The organism is Cellvibrio sp. (genome assembly GCF_053579595.1).
Genome location: NZ_JBRFPI010000042.1, coordinates 1 through 17531, shown reverse-complemented (window position 1 = coordinate 17531; position 17531 = coordinate 1). Strand labels below are relative to the sequence as shown.

The 17531-nt window shown below is 49.6% G+C and carries 11 protein-coding genes, 1 tRNA gene and 1 pseudogene; 6 read left to right on the top strand and 7 right to left on the bottom strand.

Translation table 11 applies throughout. The annotated features are described in order from the left end of the window. On the top strand, positions 1 to 1551 hold a 1551-nt coding region (locus tag ACWA6V_RS04340), incomplete at its 5' end, for a methyl-accepting chemotaxis protein (protein ID WP_449521349.1). A gap of 171 nt (positions 1552 to 1722) precedes the next feature. On the opposite strand, the gene ACWA6V_RS04335 is transcribed toward ACWA6V_RS04340, so the two are convergent. Beyond that, positions 1723 to 4515, bottom strand: coding sequence for a TonB-dependent receptor (locus tag ACWA6V_RS04335; RefSeq protein ID WP_449521348.1), 2793 nt, complete (start codon positions 4513 to 4515; stop codon positions 1723 to 1725). Between the two features lie 424 nt (positions 4516 to 4939). Between ACWA6V_RS04335 and ACWA6V_RS04330 the strand changes: the two genes are divergently transcribed. Further along, positions 4940 to 6916: a metallophosphoesterase gene (locus ACWA6V_RS04330; protein WP_449521347.1), complete on the top strand. Its 1977-nt coding sequence runs from the start codon at positions 4940 to 4942 to the stop codon at positions 6914 to 6916. 76 nt (positions 6917 to 6992) lie between these two features. Here the strand turns inward: ACWA6V_RS04330 and ACWA6V_RS04325 are convergent, their stop codons facing one another. Together ACWA6V_RS04325 and ACWA6V_RS04320 are read right to left on the bottom strand one after the other, a co-directional pair. Continuing rightward, on the bottom strand, positions 6993 to 7928 hold the full coding sequence (locus ACWA6V_RS04325; RefSeq protein WP_449521346.1) for a choice-of-anchor A family protein: 936 nt from the start codon (positions 7926 to 7928) through the stop codon (positions 6993 to 6995). A gap of 281 nt (positions 7929 to 8209) precedes the next feature. After that, positions 8210 to 9439: a glycoside hydrolase family 26 protein gene (locus tag ACWA6V_RS04320; protein ID WP_449521345.1), complete on the bottom strand. Its 1230-nt coding sequence runs from the start codon at positions 9437 to 9439 to the stop codon at positions 8210 to 8212. A 185-nt stretch (positions 9440 to 9624) separates the two neighbouring features. On the opposite strand from ACWA6V_RS04320, the gene tsaA reads away from it, so the two are divergent. Then, the gene (gene tsaA / locus ACWA6V_RS04315; protein ID WP_449521344.1) at positions 9625 to 10344 is read left to right on the top strand and encodes a tRNA (N6-threonylcarbamoyladenosine(37)-N6)-methyltransferase TrmO; all 720 of its coding nucleotides are present in this window, start codon (positions 9625 to 9627) and stop codon (positions 10342 to 10344) included. A 4-nt stretch (positions 10345 to 10348) separates the two neighbouring features. Here tsaA and ACWA6V_RS04310 read toward each other — a convergent pair whose 3' ends face one another. Then, complete coding sequence (locus ACWA6V_RS04310; RefSeq protein ID WP_449521343.1) at positions 10349 to 11590, bottom strand: MFS transporter; 1242 nt, start codon at positions 11588 to 11590, stop codon at positions 10349 to 10351. A gap of 310 nt (positions 11591 to 11900) precedes the next feature. On the opposite strand from ACWA6V_RS04310, the gene serA reads away from it, so the two are divergent. Next, positions 11901 to 13130: a phosphoglycerate dehydrogenase gene (gene serA, locus ACWA6V_RS04305; protein ID WP_449521342.1), complete on the top strand. Its 1230-nt coding sequence runs from the start codon at positions 11901 to 11903 to the stop codon at positions 13128 to 13130. A gap of 97 nt (positions 13131 to 13227) precedes the next feature. Here the strand turns inward: serA and ACWA6V_RS04300 are convergent, their stop codons facing one another. Both ACWA6V_RS04300 and ACWA6V_RS04295 read right to left on the bottom strand, forming a co-directional pair. Further along, positions 13228 to 14196 (bottom strand): DUF368 domain-containing protein, encoded by a 969-nt coding sequence (locus tag ACWA6V_RS04300; protein ID WP_449521341.1) that lies wholly within the window; start codon positions 14194 to 14196, stop codon positions 13228 to 13230. Positions 14197 to 14301: 105 nt separating this feature from the next. Further along, entirely contained in the window at positions 14302 to 15303 is a 1002-nt protein-coding gene (locus tag ACWA6V_RS04295) for an alpha/beta hydrolase (protein WP_449521340.1), read from the bottom strand. 202 nt (positions 15304 to 15505) lie between these two features. Here ACWA6V_RS04295 and ACWA6V_RS04290 point away from each other — a divergent pair, with 202 nt between their 5' ends. Together ACWA6V_RS04290 and ACWA6V_RS04285 are read left to right on the top strand one after the other, a co-directional pair. Next, positions 15506 to 16666 (top strand): helix-turn-helix domain-containing protein, encoded by a 1161-nt coding sequence (locus tag ACWA6V_RS04290; RefSeq protein WP_449521339.1) that lies wholly within the window; start codon positions 15506 to 15508, stop codon positions 16664 to 16666. A gap of 114 nt (positions 16667 to 16780) precedes the next feature. Continuing rightward, positions 16781 to 16856: transfer RNA gene (locus tag ACWA6V_RS04285), tRNA-Phe, on the top strand. Positions 16857 to 17218: 362 nt separating this feature from the next. Here ACWA6V_RS04285 and ACWA6V_RS04280 read toward each other — a convergent pair. After that, positions 17219 to 17531: pseudogene (locus ACWA6V_RS04280) on the bottom strand (glycoside hydrolase family 27 protein); the annotation flags it as partial.

Below are 17531 nucleotides of genomic sequence, written 5' to 3'. Positions count from 1 at the left end.
ATGATCAGCGGTATCGCCATTTCCCTGCTCAGTGACACCATCTCCGACTACAACCGGCTCATTGCCGGTTCGGTAGCGCAAGAGCGCAGCATCAACCATATGAACTACCAGTTCAAAACCCAGGTGCAGGAGTGGAAAAATGTGCTCCTGCGCGGCAAAGATCCGGCAAAACTGACACAATACTGGACGCAATTTGAGACCCTGCACCGCGATATCCAACAGCAGGGCGCAAAGCTCAGAGGTGAACTTACAGGCGATAGCCGCGCCAAAGTCGAGGCTTTTTTGCAGGCTCATCAGACTGCGTTCGGGAAATACCAAACCGGTTTGGACGCGTTTAAAGCAGCGGACTTTGACCCCACTGCAGGAGACAAAGCGGTAGCCGGGATCGACCGCGAGCCGAGCAAATTACTGGAAGAATCTGCGCAGTTGATTAGCGCCCGCGTCGCCGATGACACAGCGACCAATCTGACAGCGAGCAAAAGCGTCTCTTTCTGGGCAAGCGCACTTATCCTATTAGGTGGGGTGCTAGTGGTATTTATGGTGCTGGTTATCCTGCGCAAAAGCCTTATTACACCCTTGGCGAATATCAATGACCATCTCGCTTTGCTTGCGGGCGGTAACTTCCGCCAGACCTTGCAGTTCAGAGATGCAGGTGAACTGGGCAAGCTCGGGCGCAATATTCATCAGGTGCAACAAAGTATTGTGCAGGTGGTGACCACGGTACAAAACTCCATGCAGAAACTTGCTGACGCATCGAGCCAAATCAGCCAGAGCGCATCAGCTGTTGCGCGCTATACCGACCAAGCCCATCACTCGACTGATCAGGTTTCCGCTGCCATTACTGAAATGACGGCGACCGTACAGGAAGTGGCGAGCAATGCCGGTGGCGCAGCAGACGCAGCGCAGAGCGCCGACCAGAATGCGCATCAGGGATTAAAGATCATGGACAACACCCTGGATGCGATCAACCAATTAAATACCGAGGTGAATCGCGTCGGCACTGCGATGACCCAACTGGAAGCCGATACCAACCGCATTGGCGGCGTGCTCGATGTGATTAAAAACGTAGCCGAGCAGACCAACTTGCTCGCACTCAATGCCGCGATTGAAGCGGCGCGCGCCGGTGAACAGGGGCGCGGCTTTGCGGTAGTGGCCGATGAAGTTCGTTCACTCGCAAAACGCACGCAGGATTCTACAGCGGAGATTCAACAAATTATTGAAGCGGTGCAACGCGGCGCGACCAATGCAATGAATGCCATGAAAACCAGCCAGGGCAAAACCGGCGCAACTCTTGAAATGGCTGGCCAGGCGGGGCAATCGATCAACCAGATCACCCAATCCATCACCGCCATTTTAGGCATGAATATGCAAATCGCCACGGCCGCCGAGGAGCAAAGCTATACCGCAGAAGAAATTAATAAAAACATTATTCAGGTCGTCAACCTAATCGACAGTTTGAATCAGGATGCGCGCAAATCAGAACAGATAGCGCGGCGTTTGGATGACACCACCAAAGATCTGGAAACCCAGATTGCGCATTTTGCGGTGTAAATAATTTTTTCACCCAACCCTTAATGAAAAAAGGATGCCCCAAGCGGAGCATCCTTTTTTTATCTGCTATTTTTCTTCCGTCACTCCTGCGAACGCAGGAGTCCAGATTTTTAATTGCCATGGATACCCGCGTTCGCGGGTATGACGAGAAGTGAACGGCTTAGCGTTTTCTTAAAAGTCCGCTCTCAAACCCAAGCTGATGCGACGACCGGAAAATTCGTACATAGATGGGAACGAAGGATCAATCGTATAAGCGCTAGTTTCTTCATCGGTCATATTGATGCCTTCAAGCACCACTTTGATGGCATCCGTCACTTGATAGCCGAGCGACAAATCGGTTTGACCGTAAGCATCGCGATAGACAGGGTACATATCGCTCGCGATGTACTCGACATATTTGTCTTTGTAGTTGTAAGAAACGCGCGCATCGAATTTTGCATTCTCGTAATAGAAAGTCAGGTTATAGGTTTCATCGGCCAAACCTTCAGGTGGAGCGGGAATATCCAAATCCGATTCGCCAGTCAGTGAGTTGTCCAGCATGGTGTAGTTGGCATTGATACCAAAACCATCCAAAGATTCATGCAACATATTCAACGGAAATTGTGCAATCAATTCCACGCCGGACACATCGTAATCGCCTTCAGCATTCACCTTTTGATAAATCTCAAAATCATACACGCCATCGATAGTGCCGTTGGCATTGTATTTAGTCACATCTTTTACGACACCGGTAAGCGACTCGCGCACCACACCTTCAATTTTTTTCTCGAAGTAAGATGCCGCAAAGAGAGCGCCTTCACCAACATACCATTCCAGACCCACCTCCCATTGATCCGCATAAGTGGGTTTAAGATCGGGGTTGCCGTCGCGGTATTTAAAATCATTCAGGCTCACAGTGCGCTTGTACGCAATATCACCCAGTGCTGGTCGCATTAAGGTTTCAGAAGCGGCCGCGCGCAAAATCAAACCATCGCGCAATTCCATATTCATGTTGATGCTCGGCAACACGTCAGTGTAACTACCTTCTTTCGAAATAGGTGTTGGGGTGTAGCCGGTTGAACCGTTTGCATTTTGAATTTGGTGATAACCGAAAGACAGCACTGATGTATCAACGGTGCGCACACCGGTATTCACCATAACCGGCATTGCGGCCAAATCAAATTTAAAATCAGCCATCGCATAAAGGCTCACGACTTCTTCATCGACGCGATAATATTCGCTATCGGCAAAATCCACTTTAAAACCATCGTAGCGGAAAGTATCGCGTGCATAACTATTGGATACTTGCGACCACGAAGGGCTGTTTGATGACTGCGACAAATAATTGCCACCGGGCACCAATTCAGAAATGGGCGTCAGCTCACTGTCTTGCAGGGTGCGCACATTGCGCCATGAATTGTCGCCCGCTTTTGGCCCGCGCACGGTGGTAGTACCGCGATCGCGCTCTTTGGATTTATCGGTGTAGCGCGCCCCGAATTGCACTTGATCCAAAGCGCTCAGGAAATTTAATTCCAGCGGCTTGATAAAATCCAATTGCGCCGCGTATTTATCATCCTGAATTTCTTCGAGATTCACTTCGTAGGAATCAAATAAATATTTTTGCGGCGAATTGTACATATCAATGCTGTTGGGGTTGGCACTCACCAGAGTTTCACCACCATTGCTGGTGTAGCGGCTGCGCGAAGGTGCAAAGGCTACGTGTTTCAAGTTGCTGGTATCAGAGGTTTTTTCTGCACCTGAGTAGCCAGCCAGCCCTTCAATTAACCACCCGCCAATTTCCCAATCCAGATCAAAACTGTATTGGGTAAAATCGGTTTCGTGTACGTTTTCTTTGCTCAAAAACTCGTGCTGGGTCGCAGCGTAGGAAACATCGGTTAACACCAGAATGCCGTGTTTTGCCAGCGTGGTCTTGTCATAAGCGTGAACAGTTTCTAATGCACTTATGCTCGATGCCGTGTAAGCCGCAGCATCATATTCATCTTCAGTGTTGTCGTAACCGCCGAGCATGGCATCAAAGGCGAGACTGAAGGTGCTGCTGGGTTGGTATTGGAAGGCCGCTGTTGCGCCCCATTTATCCTGCTCGTTCAAATAAGCGCGATCGCCAATTTTGTCATGGAACACAACACGATTGGTTACGTCTTTGTTGAAACGATCAGTAATTACTACACCTGTATCTCGCTCAAGTACTGCAACGGTTTGATCAGCTTGCCATTTTGATGAGCCAGTTTTTTCAGTCCAGCGTGACAGCGGGCGGAAGTTAATACCGGAATTGGAATCAGTTCTATTCGTGCGCTCCGCCATTGAAAATGAAACCAATGCACCAAAATCGCCAAAGGTGTCGCTCGCCAGCAAAGATACCTTTGGATCAATTTCATCGGAAATAGAATTGTGCGCGCCCTCTGCCGAGACAACAAATTTTGCATCGTTGTAATCGAACGGGCGCGCAGTTGAAATCAGTACTGAACCTGCAATGCCACCTTCTTCGTCAGCGGCGGTAGGCGATTTCTTAACAGTCACACTCTGAATAATTTCAGAGGCAAAAATATCAAACTCAACATCGCGGCCGCCACTGCCAGATGCAGTAGAAAGATTATTGATAGAGACATGGGTAAATTCGCTCGGCAGGCTGCGTACGTTTACTTTACTGCCTAAACCCTTATTGCGCTCGATAGTGACACCTGGCATACGCTGCAAAGCTTCAGCGAGGTTTTGTTCGGGGAAATCAGCAATGTCGGTGGCAACGATAGAATCGGAAAAACCGATCGCGTTGCGTTTGATGTCGATGGCTTTTTCAAGACTCTTGGCGTAACTGCCGGTCACAACCACTTCTTCCAATTGATCTGAACTTTGCGCCATGCCCTGCAGCGATATAGTTGCCAGAGTCGCACCAAAAACGACACGTGCAATCGCAACACTTAACTGACTTCTGCTGGTATGAATAGTGGATTTGTTATGAACTCTCACGTTAACTTCCTCTTATTTATTACAGTTAGAAAAACAACAAACGACCATTTCTAGCTCTCATAAAAAGAGAAAATTCCTTTTTACTTCCCAAGCAGATCAACTCTCCTGAACAGGAATTAGAAACGCGGCGGAAATGTAATAGGCGCGCATTTCACTTTTATTGCCATCAACAACCTAAACGTCTTTTTAACAATAATTAACAATTAAAACGCAAATCAATAGAGCAAAATTACCTTTGTCATAAATTTGTAGTTAAGCTGCTATAAACTCCCGAAAGTCATTTCGTTTTTTGCACAGAACAACTGATGCAGACTCTCTTATTGCACGCCCTAACACACTATCGACTTTCCTCATTATGAAATTTACTTTCTTGCTACTACTGCTGAATGGCCTGGTTTTTTTTACTGTGAACTGTGAGGCAGATATGCAGAAATCGACGCTGGCTGCCGACCACATGCAAATTGCGTTTATGCCAGACATACACTTTCACGATATTTATGGCCACTTCAGCGATGAAGTATTTCAGGGGCTTCCGACAAATACTGCGCAGGGTAAACAAAATGCCAACATCCGCTCGATGCGCGCGCAACTGCAGTCCACGCGCCTGTTTAATGAAAATTATTTTGCCTTGCTCGCGGCACTCGATGACATTGTAAAACGCAAGATCAAGTACGTTGCTTTGCCCGGCGACTTTAGCGATGACGGCCAACCGGTTCACATGCGTGGGTTAAAAAACATTCTCGATAAATACCATCACCAATACGGCATTGAATTTTTTGCAGCGCCGGGCAACCACGATCCAACCAGGCCATTTTCACATCCAGCGGGTAAACCAGATTATTTAGGTGCAGGAGGAAAGGAGCAACCAGTTTTTAGCTTGCAACATCCACTGTGTAAAAATAAAAATTACGACAATGATAAAGACAGGCATGCAGTTATCTGTTCCGATGAGGTACAGGAGTTGGGTTATAAACCTATTATGGATTTGCTTGGTGAACACGGATTTTATCCAAAGAAGAGTTATCGCTATTTTGAAACGCCTTACTCTAGTGAAAAGAGATCCCACTACGATTATTCGAAAGCAAAACGCGAAGCCCAATTTGATAAGAGACACTATGAGATATGCCATCAGGGAACTGGCGGAAAATATAAAAAACCACATTACAGCGATTGTTATCAAGTAGCGGACAGCAGTTATTTGGTGGAACCGACACCGGGACTTTGGTTGTTAGCGATTGATGCCAATGTCTACCAACCTAAATTAGGCACTGATGGAAACCCACAAAACGCGGAAAATTTTTTAGGATCCAGTGGCGCAGGCTACAACAAAGTCATCTCCCACAAAACCCATTTGCTGGAGTGGACAACCGATGTAGTGCAGCGAGCACAGGCACAAGATAAAACCCTGATTGCATTTTCCCATTTTCCTATGCAGGAATTTTATGACGGCGCCAGCGCTGATATAGCGCAGTTAATGGGCGAACAAAAATTTCAACTGAGCCGCAACCCAAGTACCAACACCAGCAAAATGTTGGCGGACACTGGGCTGAAAATTCATGTGGCTGGCCATATGCATATCAATGACACTGGTGTTTATCGCGGTGAGAACAATACTGTTTTATTTAACATTCAGGCACCGTCACTTGCGGCCTATATTCCTGCGTACAAAATACTAACCGTCAAACCCGATCAAAAAATTGAAATAGAAACCGTCGTATTAGAAGACGTTCCGCGTTTCGATGAACTATTTCCCCATTACCGCGCTGAATGGAACTATTTGCAGTCTATTGCTGCACCCGATATTTGGAACAAAGATATTCTACAGGCCAACAATTATCATCAATTTACCGAATGGCATCTGCGTGAACTTGCACGCTTGCGTTTCTTGCCGCAGGAGTGGCCCGCGGATATCCGCGAACTCTTGCTGCAATTAAATGGCGCACAGCTGTTGATTATCTCTCAATTAAAAGCCGACATTAGCCTTACACAAATAGGAGCACTGGTTAATCACCAGGATCAGGATAAATCGCTAGCGAATGACTGGCAGCGAGCAACCCAACAGGCAGCCGCTGTTGCAAAGAAAAACGGATTATCGCTCGATAGTTTTTCGACCTGGTCAGGAACGGACTTAAGCGTGGATTTTTATCGCTTGTGGAGCGCCGATCAGCTGGCGTTAAATGATATTAATCCGCAACGGTTCACGCATTATCAGTTGCTCGCACAACAGTTGTTATCGGCGAATAACCAACAAAACACAAAAAAACAAGCGGATAAACCGCTTACTATTTATCAGGAAAAATTGGGTACGCTTTTGAAAATTCTGGTGCAATTTTCTGGCGACGCACCGAGCAATCATTTCTTGTTGCAGTTAAAAACCGGCAAGATCAAACCACTCCCTTGAGCGGGTAGGATAGTTATTTTTTAGGAGACAAAAAAAAGCCCCGATCGCTCGGGGCATTTTTTAAAACACATCCGACTTAGCTGCGACGGCGTAAACGGGTAAGACCCAACAAGCCCAATCCGCTCAACAACAGCACCAGAGAACCACTTTCCGGCACCTCTTCGGTTGGTGGCGTGTAATCCCAGTAGTAGTGATGAATTTGACCTGAGCCGGTGTAAGACTTGGCGGCCAGGGAACCATCGATATCATTCATGATTCGCACATCCGCGTCCAATGCCAACACGTTTCCTTTCCAGCCATTCCCCAGATTCAGGCTGGTAGCATCGTAGAAATTCCACAGGATGTTGGAGTAGGTGCTAGACGTAAAACCATTTCCGCTCAGGTTAACGGAACCCGGGTTGCTCAAATTGCTCCCCGATACGTTGATAACAACCTTGGACGCATTGCCGAAGTTCAATTGCCAGTTTGAGTTCATGGCAAATAGATCGCTGCCGGCAATATTGAATACCACCAGATCAGCTGCAAGGCCGCTGTAACTCATAGTGGTGCCAGACACGCTCCCCACTTGGGTAAAGTCGCGATAAAAATCTGACTCAGCGCTCAGCGCATCATAAAAACCGTCAAGCTTGTCAGTCACAGCACCCACATCATCCAATTCCCTTACGCAGGAGTTCTGGGGCAGGCCGCCTTCATTACAGTTGAGGTTGCCGATCGACTTGGTCTCGCCATAACCCAAATAACCATTCTGAATGGTGAGATTGGGCGAGGTGACGCTGCCGAGCACTTCAACGTTGTTGGTGGCGTTGAATGAGGTATCGATTAGATGCGAACCAAATTCGCCACTGGATTTCAGGTCGCCGCCAATCAGCGCCTTGCCGTAAACCTTCACATTGCTGTTGGTATTCAAATCGCCAAACAGAATCAGGTTGTAGTCGCTCAAAGGTGAGGCAGATGCCATCGCCGAGAGCGATGCCAGTCCAGCCACAGCAAATAACTTGGAACAAAACGTCATAAAAATATCCTTCGTAGTAGTGTCATCTTATTAATCTAGCCACCACCAAGCACGAGCCATGCCTATTTAATTTTTTCTTTTAATATCAATAATTCGCGCCAACTAATGCCAAATGCATCACATTAAACTGTCAATTTAGCCGACAGTTATAAAATGACAGCGAAAGACATTATTTTATTAATAAAAATAAACAATCGATTTTTTCATTAAAAAATGCGGGCAGAACACATAAAAAAACCGCCAAAAAGGCGGTTTGGGACGGCAGCCAGATCTGCTTGACGCTATTGATAAAGTGGTGGCAGCTCACTTTCAAATAACACAAAGGGATGAGCAAAAAAGGTTTTGAAATCCTCGGCGGTCGCCTGCCCCGGGTAGGGCGCAAAAAACTGCTCGGACTTTTCTCGCGCACTATTCGCGTTACGCCACACCATCAGGTAAGTAATTTGCTGCGCCTCTTCGCCAGCCAAAATCGGGTTGAGAATGCGCTCGGTCCAAAAATTAGGAATGGTTAGCCGGTTGTTACCCGTTTCTGTAAGAGCAGCGATTTTGTTGAGCCGCTGGGCGATCCTTACAATCCCCTTGAGCGAGGCGACAAAACCGGCCTTCTGTTCGTCGGCCGAGGCAGTATTGGCTTGGTGGCCAACATCCCAGTAGTTATCCAAACCAATAACATCAACATATTCATCACCCGGGTAGGCATAAAAATAATCGCTCTCGAATTTAGCCAAATCAATGCGACTGCGGTCTGGTGAGTAGGCATAGATAAGATTGTGGACGCCTTTTTCGTCGCGCAAGTACCTCACCGTGAATTGCCAGAGCGAGATGTAGTCCTGCTCGCTCACATAACCTTTGCCCCACCAAAACCAGTCGCCATTGTGCTCATGCCAAGGGCGGAAAATAATGGGAATATACTTTTTGTTGCCCGCAGCATCGGTTGTCGCTAAACCTTCATTGAAGACTACAAAAGTATCGAGATAGGATTTGAACTGCTCGTGCTTGGCACCGCCGGGAATCAATTCATGCACCGTGGGGGTCTTGTCCCAGGAGTTGGCGCCGGATACCGGGCTGTACATATGCCAGCTGATGGTAACAACACCGCCACGGTTGTAGCCCGCCTTGATCCACTCTTGCATCTGCTTGAAGTTAACCCCATCCAAATTCTTTTCGTGCCCCAACTCCAAACCACCCAGCTCCCAACCGTAGACGGCCGGGTTGGCACCGGTCACATCGCGCACATCGGAGCGGTCGAGGTCACCTTCCCAATTGACGCCGTAGGCGAGGCTGTCCTCATGCCCGAACAGCATATGCTGGCCGCGTAAACCGGCGAGACTGTTGTAGAGCGCTAGGGTTGCTGGAGTGGCATTTTTGTCGCTAAGTTTATGGGCATAGCGCTGCTCAGCTGTTGGTGTTGCGGTGCCTGATGAGGAGGATTGCTGGTCGCAGCCCAGCAGTAATCCACAGGTAGTCAGCACCACTAGTGCTGCACGGATGAGGGGATAGGGCCGGCTCATGGAATCTCCTAGACAGTAAATAGTTATTGTTGGATAAAGCATCTTGGTGGAATGTAACCGATTTCATTGGCCACACGCTAGCAGTTGTAGCGCTGGATTCTGCCATCCTCCAGTGAAAAACGGTTGAGCTGGCGCGCACTTTTGCCTAGCCTTGCGCCACTTTACTCTTGCGCAGTGACCTTTTTATGGACTTCACCTTTCCAGCCATCGGCCTAGTACACTCCTGCTTCAAGGAGAAATTCGGCATTCCCCGCCAGCCGGGGCTGGCGCCGCTGGCCTGTGCCGAGATTGAGCTACTGCCTCCCTATAACGACCCGGCTGCATTAGAAGGTCTGGAAGCTTGTACCCACCTGTGGATTCAGTTTGTTTTCCATGCCAATAAGCGCGAAGAGTGGAAAGCCAAAGTCAAACCGCCGCGTTTGGGTGGCAATAAATCACTGGGAGTCTTTGCGACTCGCTCACCCACGCGACCAGCGCCGATTGGTTTGTCGGTTGTGCGCTATCGCGGGATCATTGAACGTGAGGGCAAGCTTTTGGTGCAGATTAGTGGCGTGGATTTGCTAGAGGGCACACCAGTGCTCGACATCAAACCCTATGTGCCCTATGCAGATTGCGTACTGGAGGCAGAAAATGACTTTGCGGCCGCGCCACCGGCGCTGGTCGCAGTGGATATACCTGCACCACTGATGGCGGTCTGTGTAGATTACTGGAAACGCACCAGCACCGACCTCGCCGGACTGATCACCCAGGTGTTGCAGCAGGACCCGCGCCCGCAATATCAGCAACCCGACCCTGAACGGACTTACGGGATGAAGTTGTTGGATCTGGATGTGCGCTGGCAGTATCGCGGTGAAGAGGGCAATTACAGCATCAAACTAACGCAACTGTTAGCGGCGCAGGATTGAGCGACTATGACTTCTTTTTAGTGGCTAGTTGATCTCGCCTGGCATCCATCACCATCCAGTAAAACATGGCCAAACCACCCGCTGATAACATCACCCCCACCCAACCGGTTGAGGCATAACCAAGGCCAGCATCAATCGCGACGCCACCTAAAAACGCCCCCGCCGCATTGGCAAAATTAAATGCGGAATGGTTCATGGCCGCCGCCATGGTCTGTGCTTTACCCGCCACATCCATCAGGCGAATTTGTACCGCCGGACCGATCACCACGACTGTTCCGACGCAGAACACCGCCACACAGGCGAGCCACAAATGAGGCGCAACCAACGCGAAAAAGGCGCAGACGATCATCGACCAGATCAGGCAGCGCTTGATGGTCCCGAGCAGATCCCGATCCGCCATGCGCGAGCCAAAAATATTACCCACCACCATGCCCGCACCAAATAGCGCCAGCACAAAGGGCACACCTAACTCGGTTAAGCCGGCCAAGCTCATCAAGGTCGGTTTAACGTAGGAGAAAATCGAAAAAAGCCCGCCAAAACCAATCGCACCTATCCCCAAGGTGATCCACACCTGGCGATTGGTAAACATCGATAACTCATGGGCAACCCGCCCGCCCGTTTGCGGCGGCTCTCTAGGGACAAACTTCACGATACAAAGCGCCGACGCCAGTGCAATCAACCCCACCAATACAAATGCCGAGCGCCAGCCCAGCCATTGGCCGAGCGCGGTGGCGATGGGCACACCTGCAAGTGTCGCCACCGACAAGCCCAACATCACATAGGCCACCGCGCGGGTGCGCATATGGGCAGGCGCGAGCGAAGCCGCGACCAACGAGGCGATCCCAAAAAAGGTGCCGTGGGGAAATCCGCTCAGCAGACGCAACACCAGAAACGACCAATAGCCCGGTGCGAGAGCACTGGCGATATTGACGACAGCGTACATCCCCATCAACACCACCAACATGCGCGTACGCGAGCGGCCGGTGCTGAGAATCGCCAACAAGGGCGCGCCGATAACCACACCCAGCGCATAGGCACTGATCGCATGACCGGCTTGGGGAATACTGATGGAGAGCGAGGAAGATATTTCGGGCAACAGACCCATGGAGATAAATTCGCCCACACCTATCGCAAAACTGCCCAAACCGATTGCTAATAATGCGATATAAAATGCGGACGAAGGTGCTTCGCGCGTTACTACTGACGATGACAAACGGTAAACCTCAACAACGATGGGGTTATCCAATGCAGAAAACCGGTGGCGCCATTATAGAAGGCGCGCCCAAGCAGAGTAATGTAATAAATAACTATAAGCCCGGTTCTGCACCCTATTCACGCTGGTTTGATGGCTTTGACCATCCCGCCGCTAAAGCCAACACAAGCTCCACCGCGCCACTGCTTTTCCCACCGTCGCCTGTGGTATGATGCGCGCCTTTTTCAGCCAGCCGATACTGCTTATCCGGCCCCTTCAGCCTCCCGTTTGATGCCTTCTGCTCCCGGAGACGTGCTGCACAGAATTTCAATTTAGGTGTTAAGACACTTTAGGAGTTGTTCCCATGAGCAAGACCTCGTTAGACAAAAGCAAGATCAAGTTTCTGTTGCTGGAAGGCGTGCACCAATCAGCGGTGGATAGCCTGAATGCACAGGGCTATACCAATGTTGAATACCTCAAAACCGCACTGGGCGAAGATGAACTTATCGCCAAAATCCAGGACGCCCACTTTGTCGGCCTGCGCTCGCGCACCCAGCTGACCCGCCGCGTGTTTGAAAATGCGCCCAAGCTGATTGCCGCCGGCTGCTTCTGCATCGGCACCAACCAGGTGGATTTGAAAGCGGCGCAAGAACACGGCGTTGCGGTATTTAACGCGCCTTACTCCAATACCCGCTCGGTCGCCGAATTGGTGATCGCCGAGGCAATTTTGCTGCTCCGTAATATTCCGCAGAAAAACTTTGTCTGCCATCGCGGCGGCTGGGACAAGTCAGCCAATGGCTCATTTGAGATTCGCGGCAAGACCCTCGGCCTGATCGGTTATGGTTCGATTGGCAGCCAAACCAGCGTGCTGGCAGAATCTCTGGGCATGAAAGTACAGTTTGTCGATGTGGTTACTAAACTGCCGTTGGGCAATGCCACGCAAGTGCGCAACCTGGATGAGCTGCTCGCAACATCTGACATCATCAGCTTGCATGTGCCAGAAAACCAATCAACGCAAATGATGATTGGCGCGCGTGAAATTGGCCTGATGAAACCGGGCGCGATCCTGATCAACGCTTCACGCGGCACAGTAGTGGATATAGATGCGCTGGCCGATGCCATTAAATCCGGCCACATCGCCGGCGCGGCGATCGATGTATTCCCGGAAGAGCCAAAAGCCAATGGCGACGAATTTATCAGCCCACTGCGCGGTTTGGACAATGTGATCCTCACCCCGCACATCGGCGGCTCCACCATGGAAGCCCAGGCTAACATTGGCTTGGAAGTGGCTGAAAAACTGATCAAGTACTCCGACAACGGCACCACTACCAGCTCGGTCAACTTCCCTGAAGTTGCCCTGCCCGGCCACCCGGATGCGCACCGTCTGCTGCACGTCCACGCCAACGTGCCGGGCGTGTTGTCGAAAATTAACAAGATCTTCTCCGACAACCACATCAACATCGCATCTCAATACCTGCAAACCAATGAAAAGGTGGGCTACGTGGTAGTGGACATCAACTCCCCTTACGATGAGGTCGCACTGGAGCAGCTGAAGAATATTGAAGGGACCATTCGTTGTAGAGTTCTCTTCTAGTCGTTGCAGAGTTCTCTTCTAGTCGCTACTGATTTTTAGTCGCTCAATAAAAAACGCCGCGTCCAGTAATGCACGCGGCGTTTTTGTTGGTGCAGAATCAGACCGAGGCCGGAGCCGATGTGCGACGCTTGATCCAATGCGCCGCCAACTCCACCCCCAACACCAACGCCACACCCAGAACGGCCCAGAGTATGGCTAAGCCGATGGTCGGCTCATTGCCGGTCACCGCGAGGAAGTTGAAAGGATTGAGGTTTTCCTGCTGCAAAACCACGGTGCGGCCATGGCTGTCAGTTGTGGTGAGCAGGGCGTTTTTCCATGGCCAGGTGACATAAAGTGAGCCCACCAGAAAGCCGATCAGCACCGAAAGGGTTTGATTGTGATAGCTGTTGAGCAGCCAGAGCAAGAAACGCGAGAAAACCACCAAACCGCAGATACAGCCGGCACCGAACCAGAGTAATTTAACGATTTCCAGATTGTGGATCGCCTGCAAAAATACCGGATACAGACCAACCAGCAACAGGATAAAACTCCCGGAAATGCCCGGCAGAATCATCGCGCAGATTGCAACAAAGCCGCCGAGGAACAAAATCCATCCATGACCAGGCAATTGCGCGGGTGCCATATGCGCCACCGCCAAAATAAATAGCGCGCCGAGTATCAAGCCAATCAACTCTATTACACCCCAGCCACGCTGCTCACGCACCAAGTGGTAAATCGAGGCAGCAACCAGCCCGGAAAAAAATGCCCATACCAATATCGGGTAGCTATCCATCGCAATCAATACAATCGCGGCAAAGGTTTTAAGGCTGATAAGAATACCGCCAAACAAGGCCACCAAAAAATTACCGTTGATGTACTGCCAGGTTTTGACTATGCCATCGCGTTTGAGCATCAACAGCACCGCAGGTGTACAGCGCTTAAGCGAGCCAAGCCACTCGTCATAGATACCGGTAATAAACGCAATGGTGCCACCAGAAACGCCGGGCACCACATCGGCCGCCCCCATACACAAACCCTTAAGCAGGATAAACAGATAATCTTTTATTGTTCGATTGGGCTGGTGCAAGGCAAGCTCCTTTTCTACGCTGGCGTCAGGTAGATGTAGACAAAGTGGAAAGAGGGAATAAATAAAGTGCGGGGAGTGTGCCTGATCACGGCGCGGATCGACAAGTCAATCACCCTGGAAGTGGCGATTAATCGCCGTAAAAACCTGCCCGCGCAGGTCGCTACTCTCATTGACCAACTGGTGGCCAGCACCGGGAATCCGTTCGATCCGGGCATTGGGCAAAGAGCGCTGGATCTGCTGCAAGTTGTAACGCCAGGCGACGGTTAAATCTTCCGTGCCCTGAACGACCAAGAGCGATTTCTCAAGCGGGGGAAAACGGCGAAACTGCTGATGCCAGGCTTTCATCGCCCCCACCCAGCGCACCGACAGCGTGCGCGATTGTAAACAATCCAGCTCATCAACAAAGTGGATAAAGTCCGGATTGTGGGAATTGCGCGAGCGGCCGCGCGGCATTCGTTTGATAAAACGGTGTACCAACGCATATAGAAACCGCCCGGAATAGCGCCAGCCGCGTGGCAATATTAACGGTGCGCAGAGTGCGATGCGCGCCAATAGTGGCGCCGAGCGAGTGGAGTCATAACGCCAGAGATAATTCAATAACACCGAACCACCTGTGCTCTGCCCCATGGCAAAATAAGCTGCAGGCAAGATTTTCTGTGCAGCAGTTAAGACCACATCCAATACATCGGCATATTGATCGAATGAATCAATCGCCACCTGTTCGCCACTACTCAATCCGTGGCCGGGCAAATCAAACGCCAATACCGCAAAGCCTTGTTGCAGGCCAAACTCAATCGCATTACCAAAAATCCCCACGTGATCGTAATAACCGTGCACCACCACCAAAGTACCTTTAGGGTTTTCCGGCAGCCAGTAATGGGTAGCGATGCGAAAGCCGCCCGCTTCAACAGCACCAAAACCATGGGTGATGCCCGCACGGGTTTGCGCAAAATTGATGGAATAAAAATCCAGATAGGCCTGCACTGCGGCATCTGCAGTCCAGATAGCATCCGCAGCGGGGTCAAACACCAGTGCAGGCAGGTGCGCCCGTAAAAAATCGCGCCCCGCGCTATCGAAGCGGGATTGATGGCCTCTGGAATCACTCATAGTTTGCTTATGTATCCGATAACAATAAGAAAATAGCCGCCGATTTACGCACACTTACACTGACAGGCAAAAACAGCGGATGACAACGAAATCACAGCATTCAGGAATTCGATGCGACACAACCCATGCCATCCTCTATAATCTGGCGGTCGAACCACCAGACCTAAAAAACACATAACAATGACAACCAGGGTTTGAACTCATGCAAAAACACATATTCAACATACACGACGTGATTCTGTTTATGACAGTCGCCGAGTGTATCCTACTGGTGATTTTTCAGGCGATACTCCCGGTCAAAAACCAACTCGCCAACCGCCTGCTCAGTATTTTCCTGTTATCGATTGCCGTCAGCTCCGCCTGCATTATGGTGCTCTGGAACGACGATGTAATGCTGTTTGATCTATTTGATGAAACACTGCTGCCCTACTTTTTGGCTACAGCGCAGTTGCTCAAAGGGCCGATGCTACTCTTCTATGTCATCTCACTCACTGAAGATGCCTTCAAATTTACGCGGCGCCATCTGTTGCACCTCGCACCCATTGTGATTTCACTCTTGTGGCTATTGGTATTCCAACTCGACAGCTCTGACTTGCGCTTCAAAACGATTGGCCAGACTGAAACCGAGCGCCAGATTGCCAATAGCCTCTGGCACTTTATTAAAATCATGCCGTTCTTTTATGCACTCGCCGCCGTTAACCGCGTGCGCCTGTACCGGATCGGTTTACACAACCAATACTCCAACTTTTCTCCCACCGAGCCCACCTGGCTAAATATGCTGAGTTTGGGGTTTTTGTTTACCTGGAGTTTCTCAATTCTGGTGCATGTTATTGCCAACACAGTGGCACTGGGCGCTCCGCAAATATCTGACCTATTTGGTATTACCGAAAACTACATTATTTTCATTTTGATCAACGCATTGTTCATCAACAGCGTGGTGCACACCCATAAATTACTCACCACTAAACCGGAAGTCGCCAAAGATAAAACCGATGAAAAACTGACCGACTCAGCGATTCAAAAAGTGCAGTTAGGCATGGAAGTCCAGAAATTATTTTTAAAACAAAACCTGAATATCGATGAGTTTTCCAAACGCATCAACCTGCCGGTGAAAGAAGTCTCTGCCGTTATCAACAAACACTACGGCACCAATTTTTTTGAATTTATGAACAGCTATCGAGTGGAAGAAGCAAAACGTTTGCTGGGCGACGCTCAACACGCCGATATGACGGTAATGGATGTGTTGTTGCACGCAGGCTTTAACAGTAAGTCGGCTTTCCATCGCTTTTTTAATCGCCTGGTGGGGATGTCGCCGACTGAATATCGGAAGCAACTTTTACATAAAGACGTGAAAACGGTTTGAAAGAGCACATGCAATAACTATTTTTACTTTTTGGTATTGACTCAAAATGCCCAAGCGGGTTTAATACGCGCCTCTTGCAAAGCGAGCTTCACACCGCAAACAAGCAAGCGACACGCCCAGATAGCTCAGTCGGTAGAGCAGTGGACTGAAAATCCTCGTGTCCCTGGTTCGATTCCGGGTCTGGGCACCATGATTCCCTTGTGGATCAAGGTGTTAAAATCACACTCTTGATCATCACAAAGCGCCTATGAGCATACGATAGGCATGAAAAAACCTCCCATGCGGAGGTTTTTTTGTTTATGCATAACATCAAGGCAAATTTACCAGCACATCACCTTACCCATTCCCTCAGCGCCCTGCTTTTGGCGAGAATAATCAACCTAATTAATCTGCTTAAATTGGCACACTTTAGTTGCATGAGCAAAAGCTCGGCAGATTATTCGATTCCATATCATCTGACTTACCCATAAACGCACTTTGGCGCCGACATTGGCATCCACAGCCAATAAAAAAGCCAGCGAAAGCTGGCTTTAGGGAAAACAGATTTTCAGATTACTGCGGAGTTAATCGCAGCACTCTTACGCCATGTGCAGGCACATTGATAGTGAGTTTTTCTGCAGTGCTGCCTTTTTCATCACTCCAGATATCGCGCCAGTTGAATTTTTTCTTATCGAAGAAAATTTCATGCTTGCTGATATCGTCTTTCATGTAATGAAATACCCAATCGAGATTGTAGGTTGTTGCTGCATCGGCGCGATTTAAAAATAGGAAAGCAAACTCGCCTTTTTCCAGGGGTTTTACAAAAATCTCAAAGTCACCTCCATCAATCCACTTCATGGCTTGTATACCGTGCTTGTCCTGATTG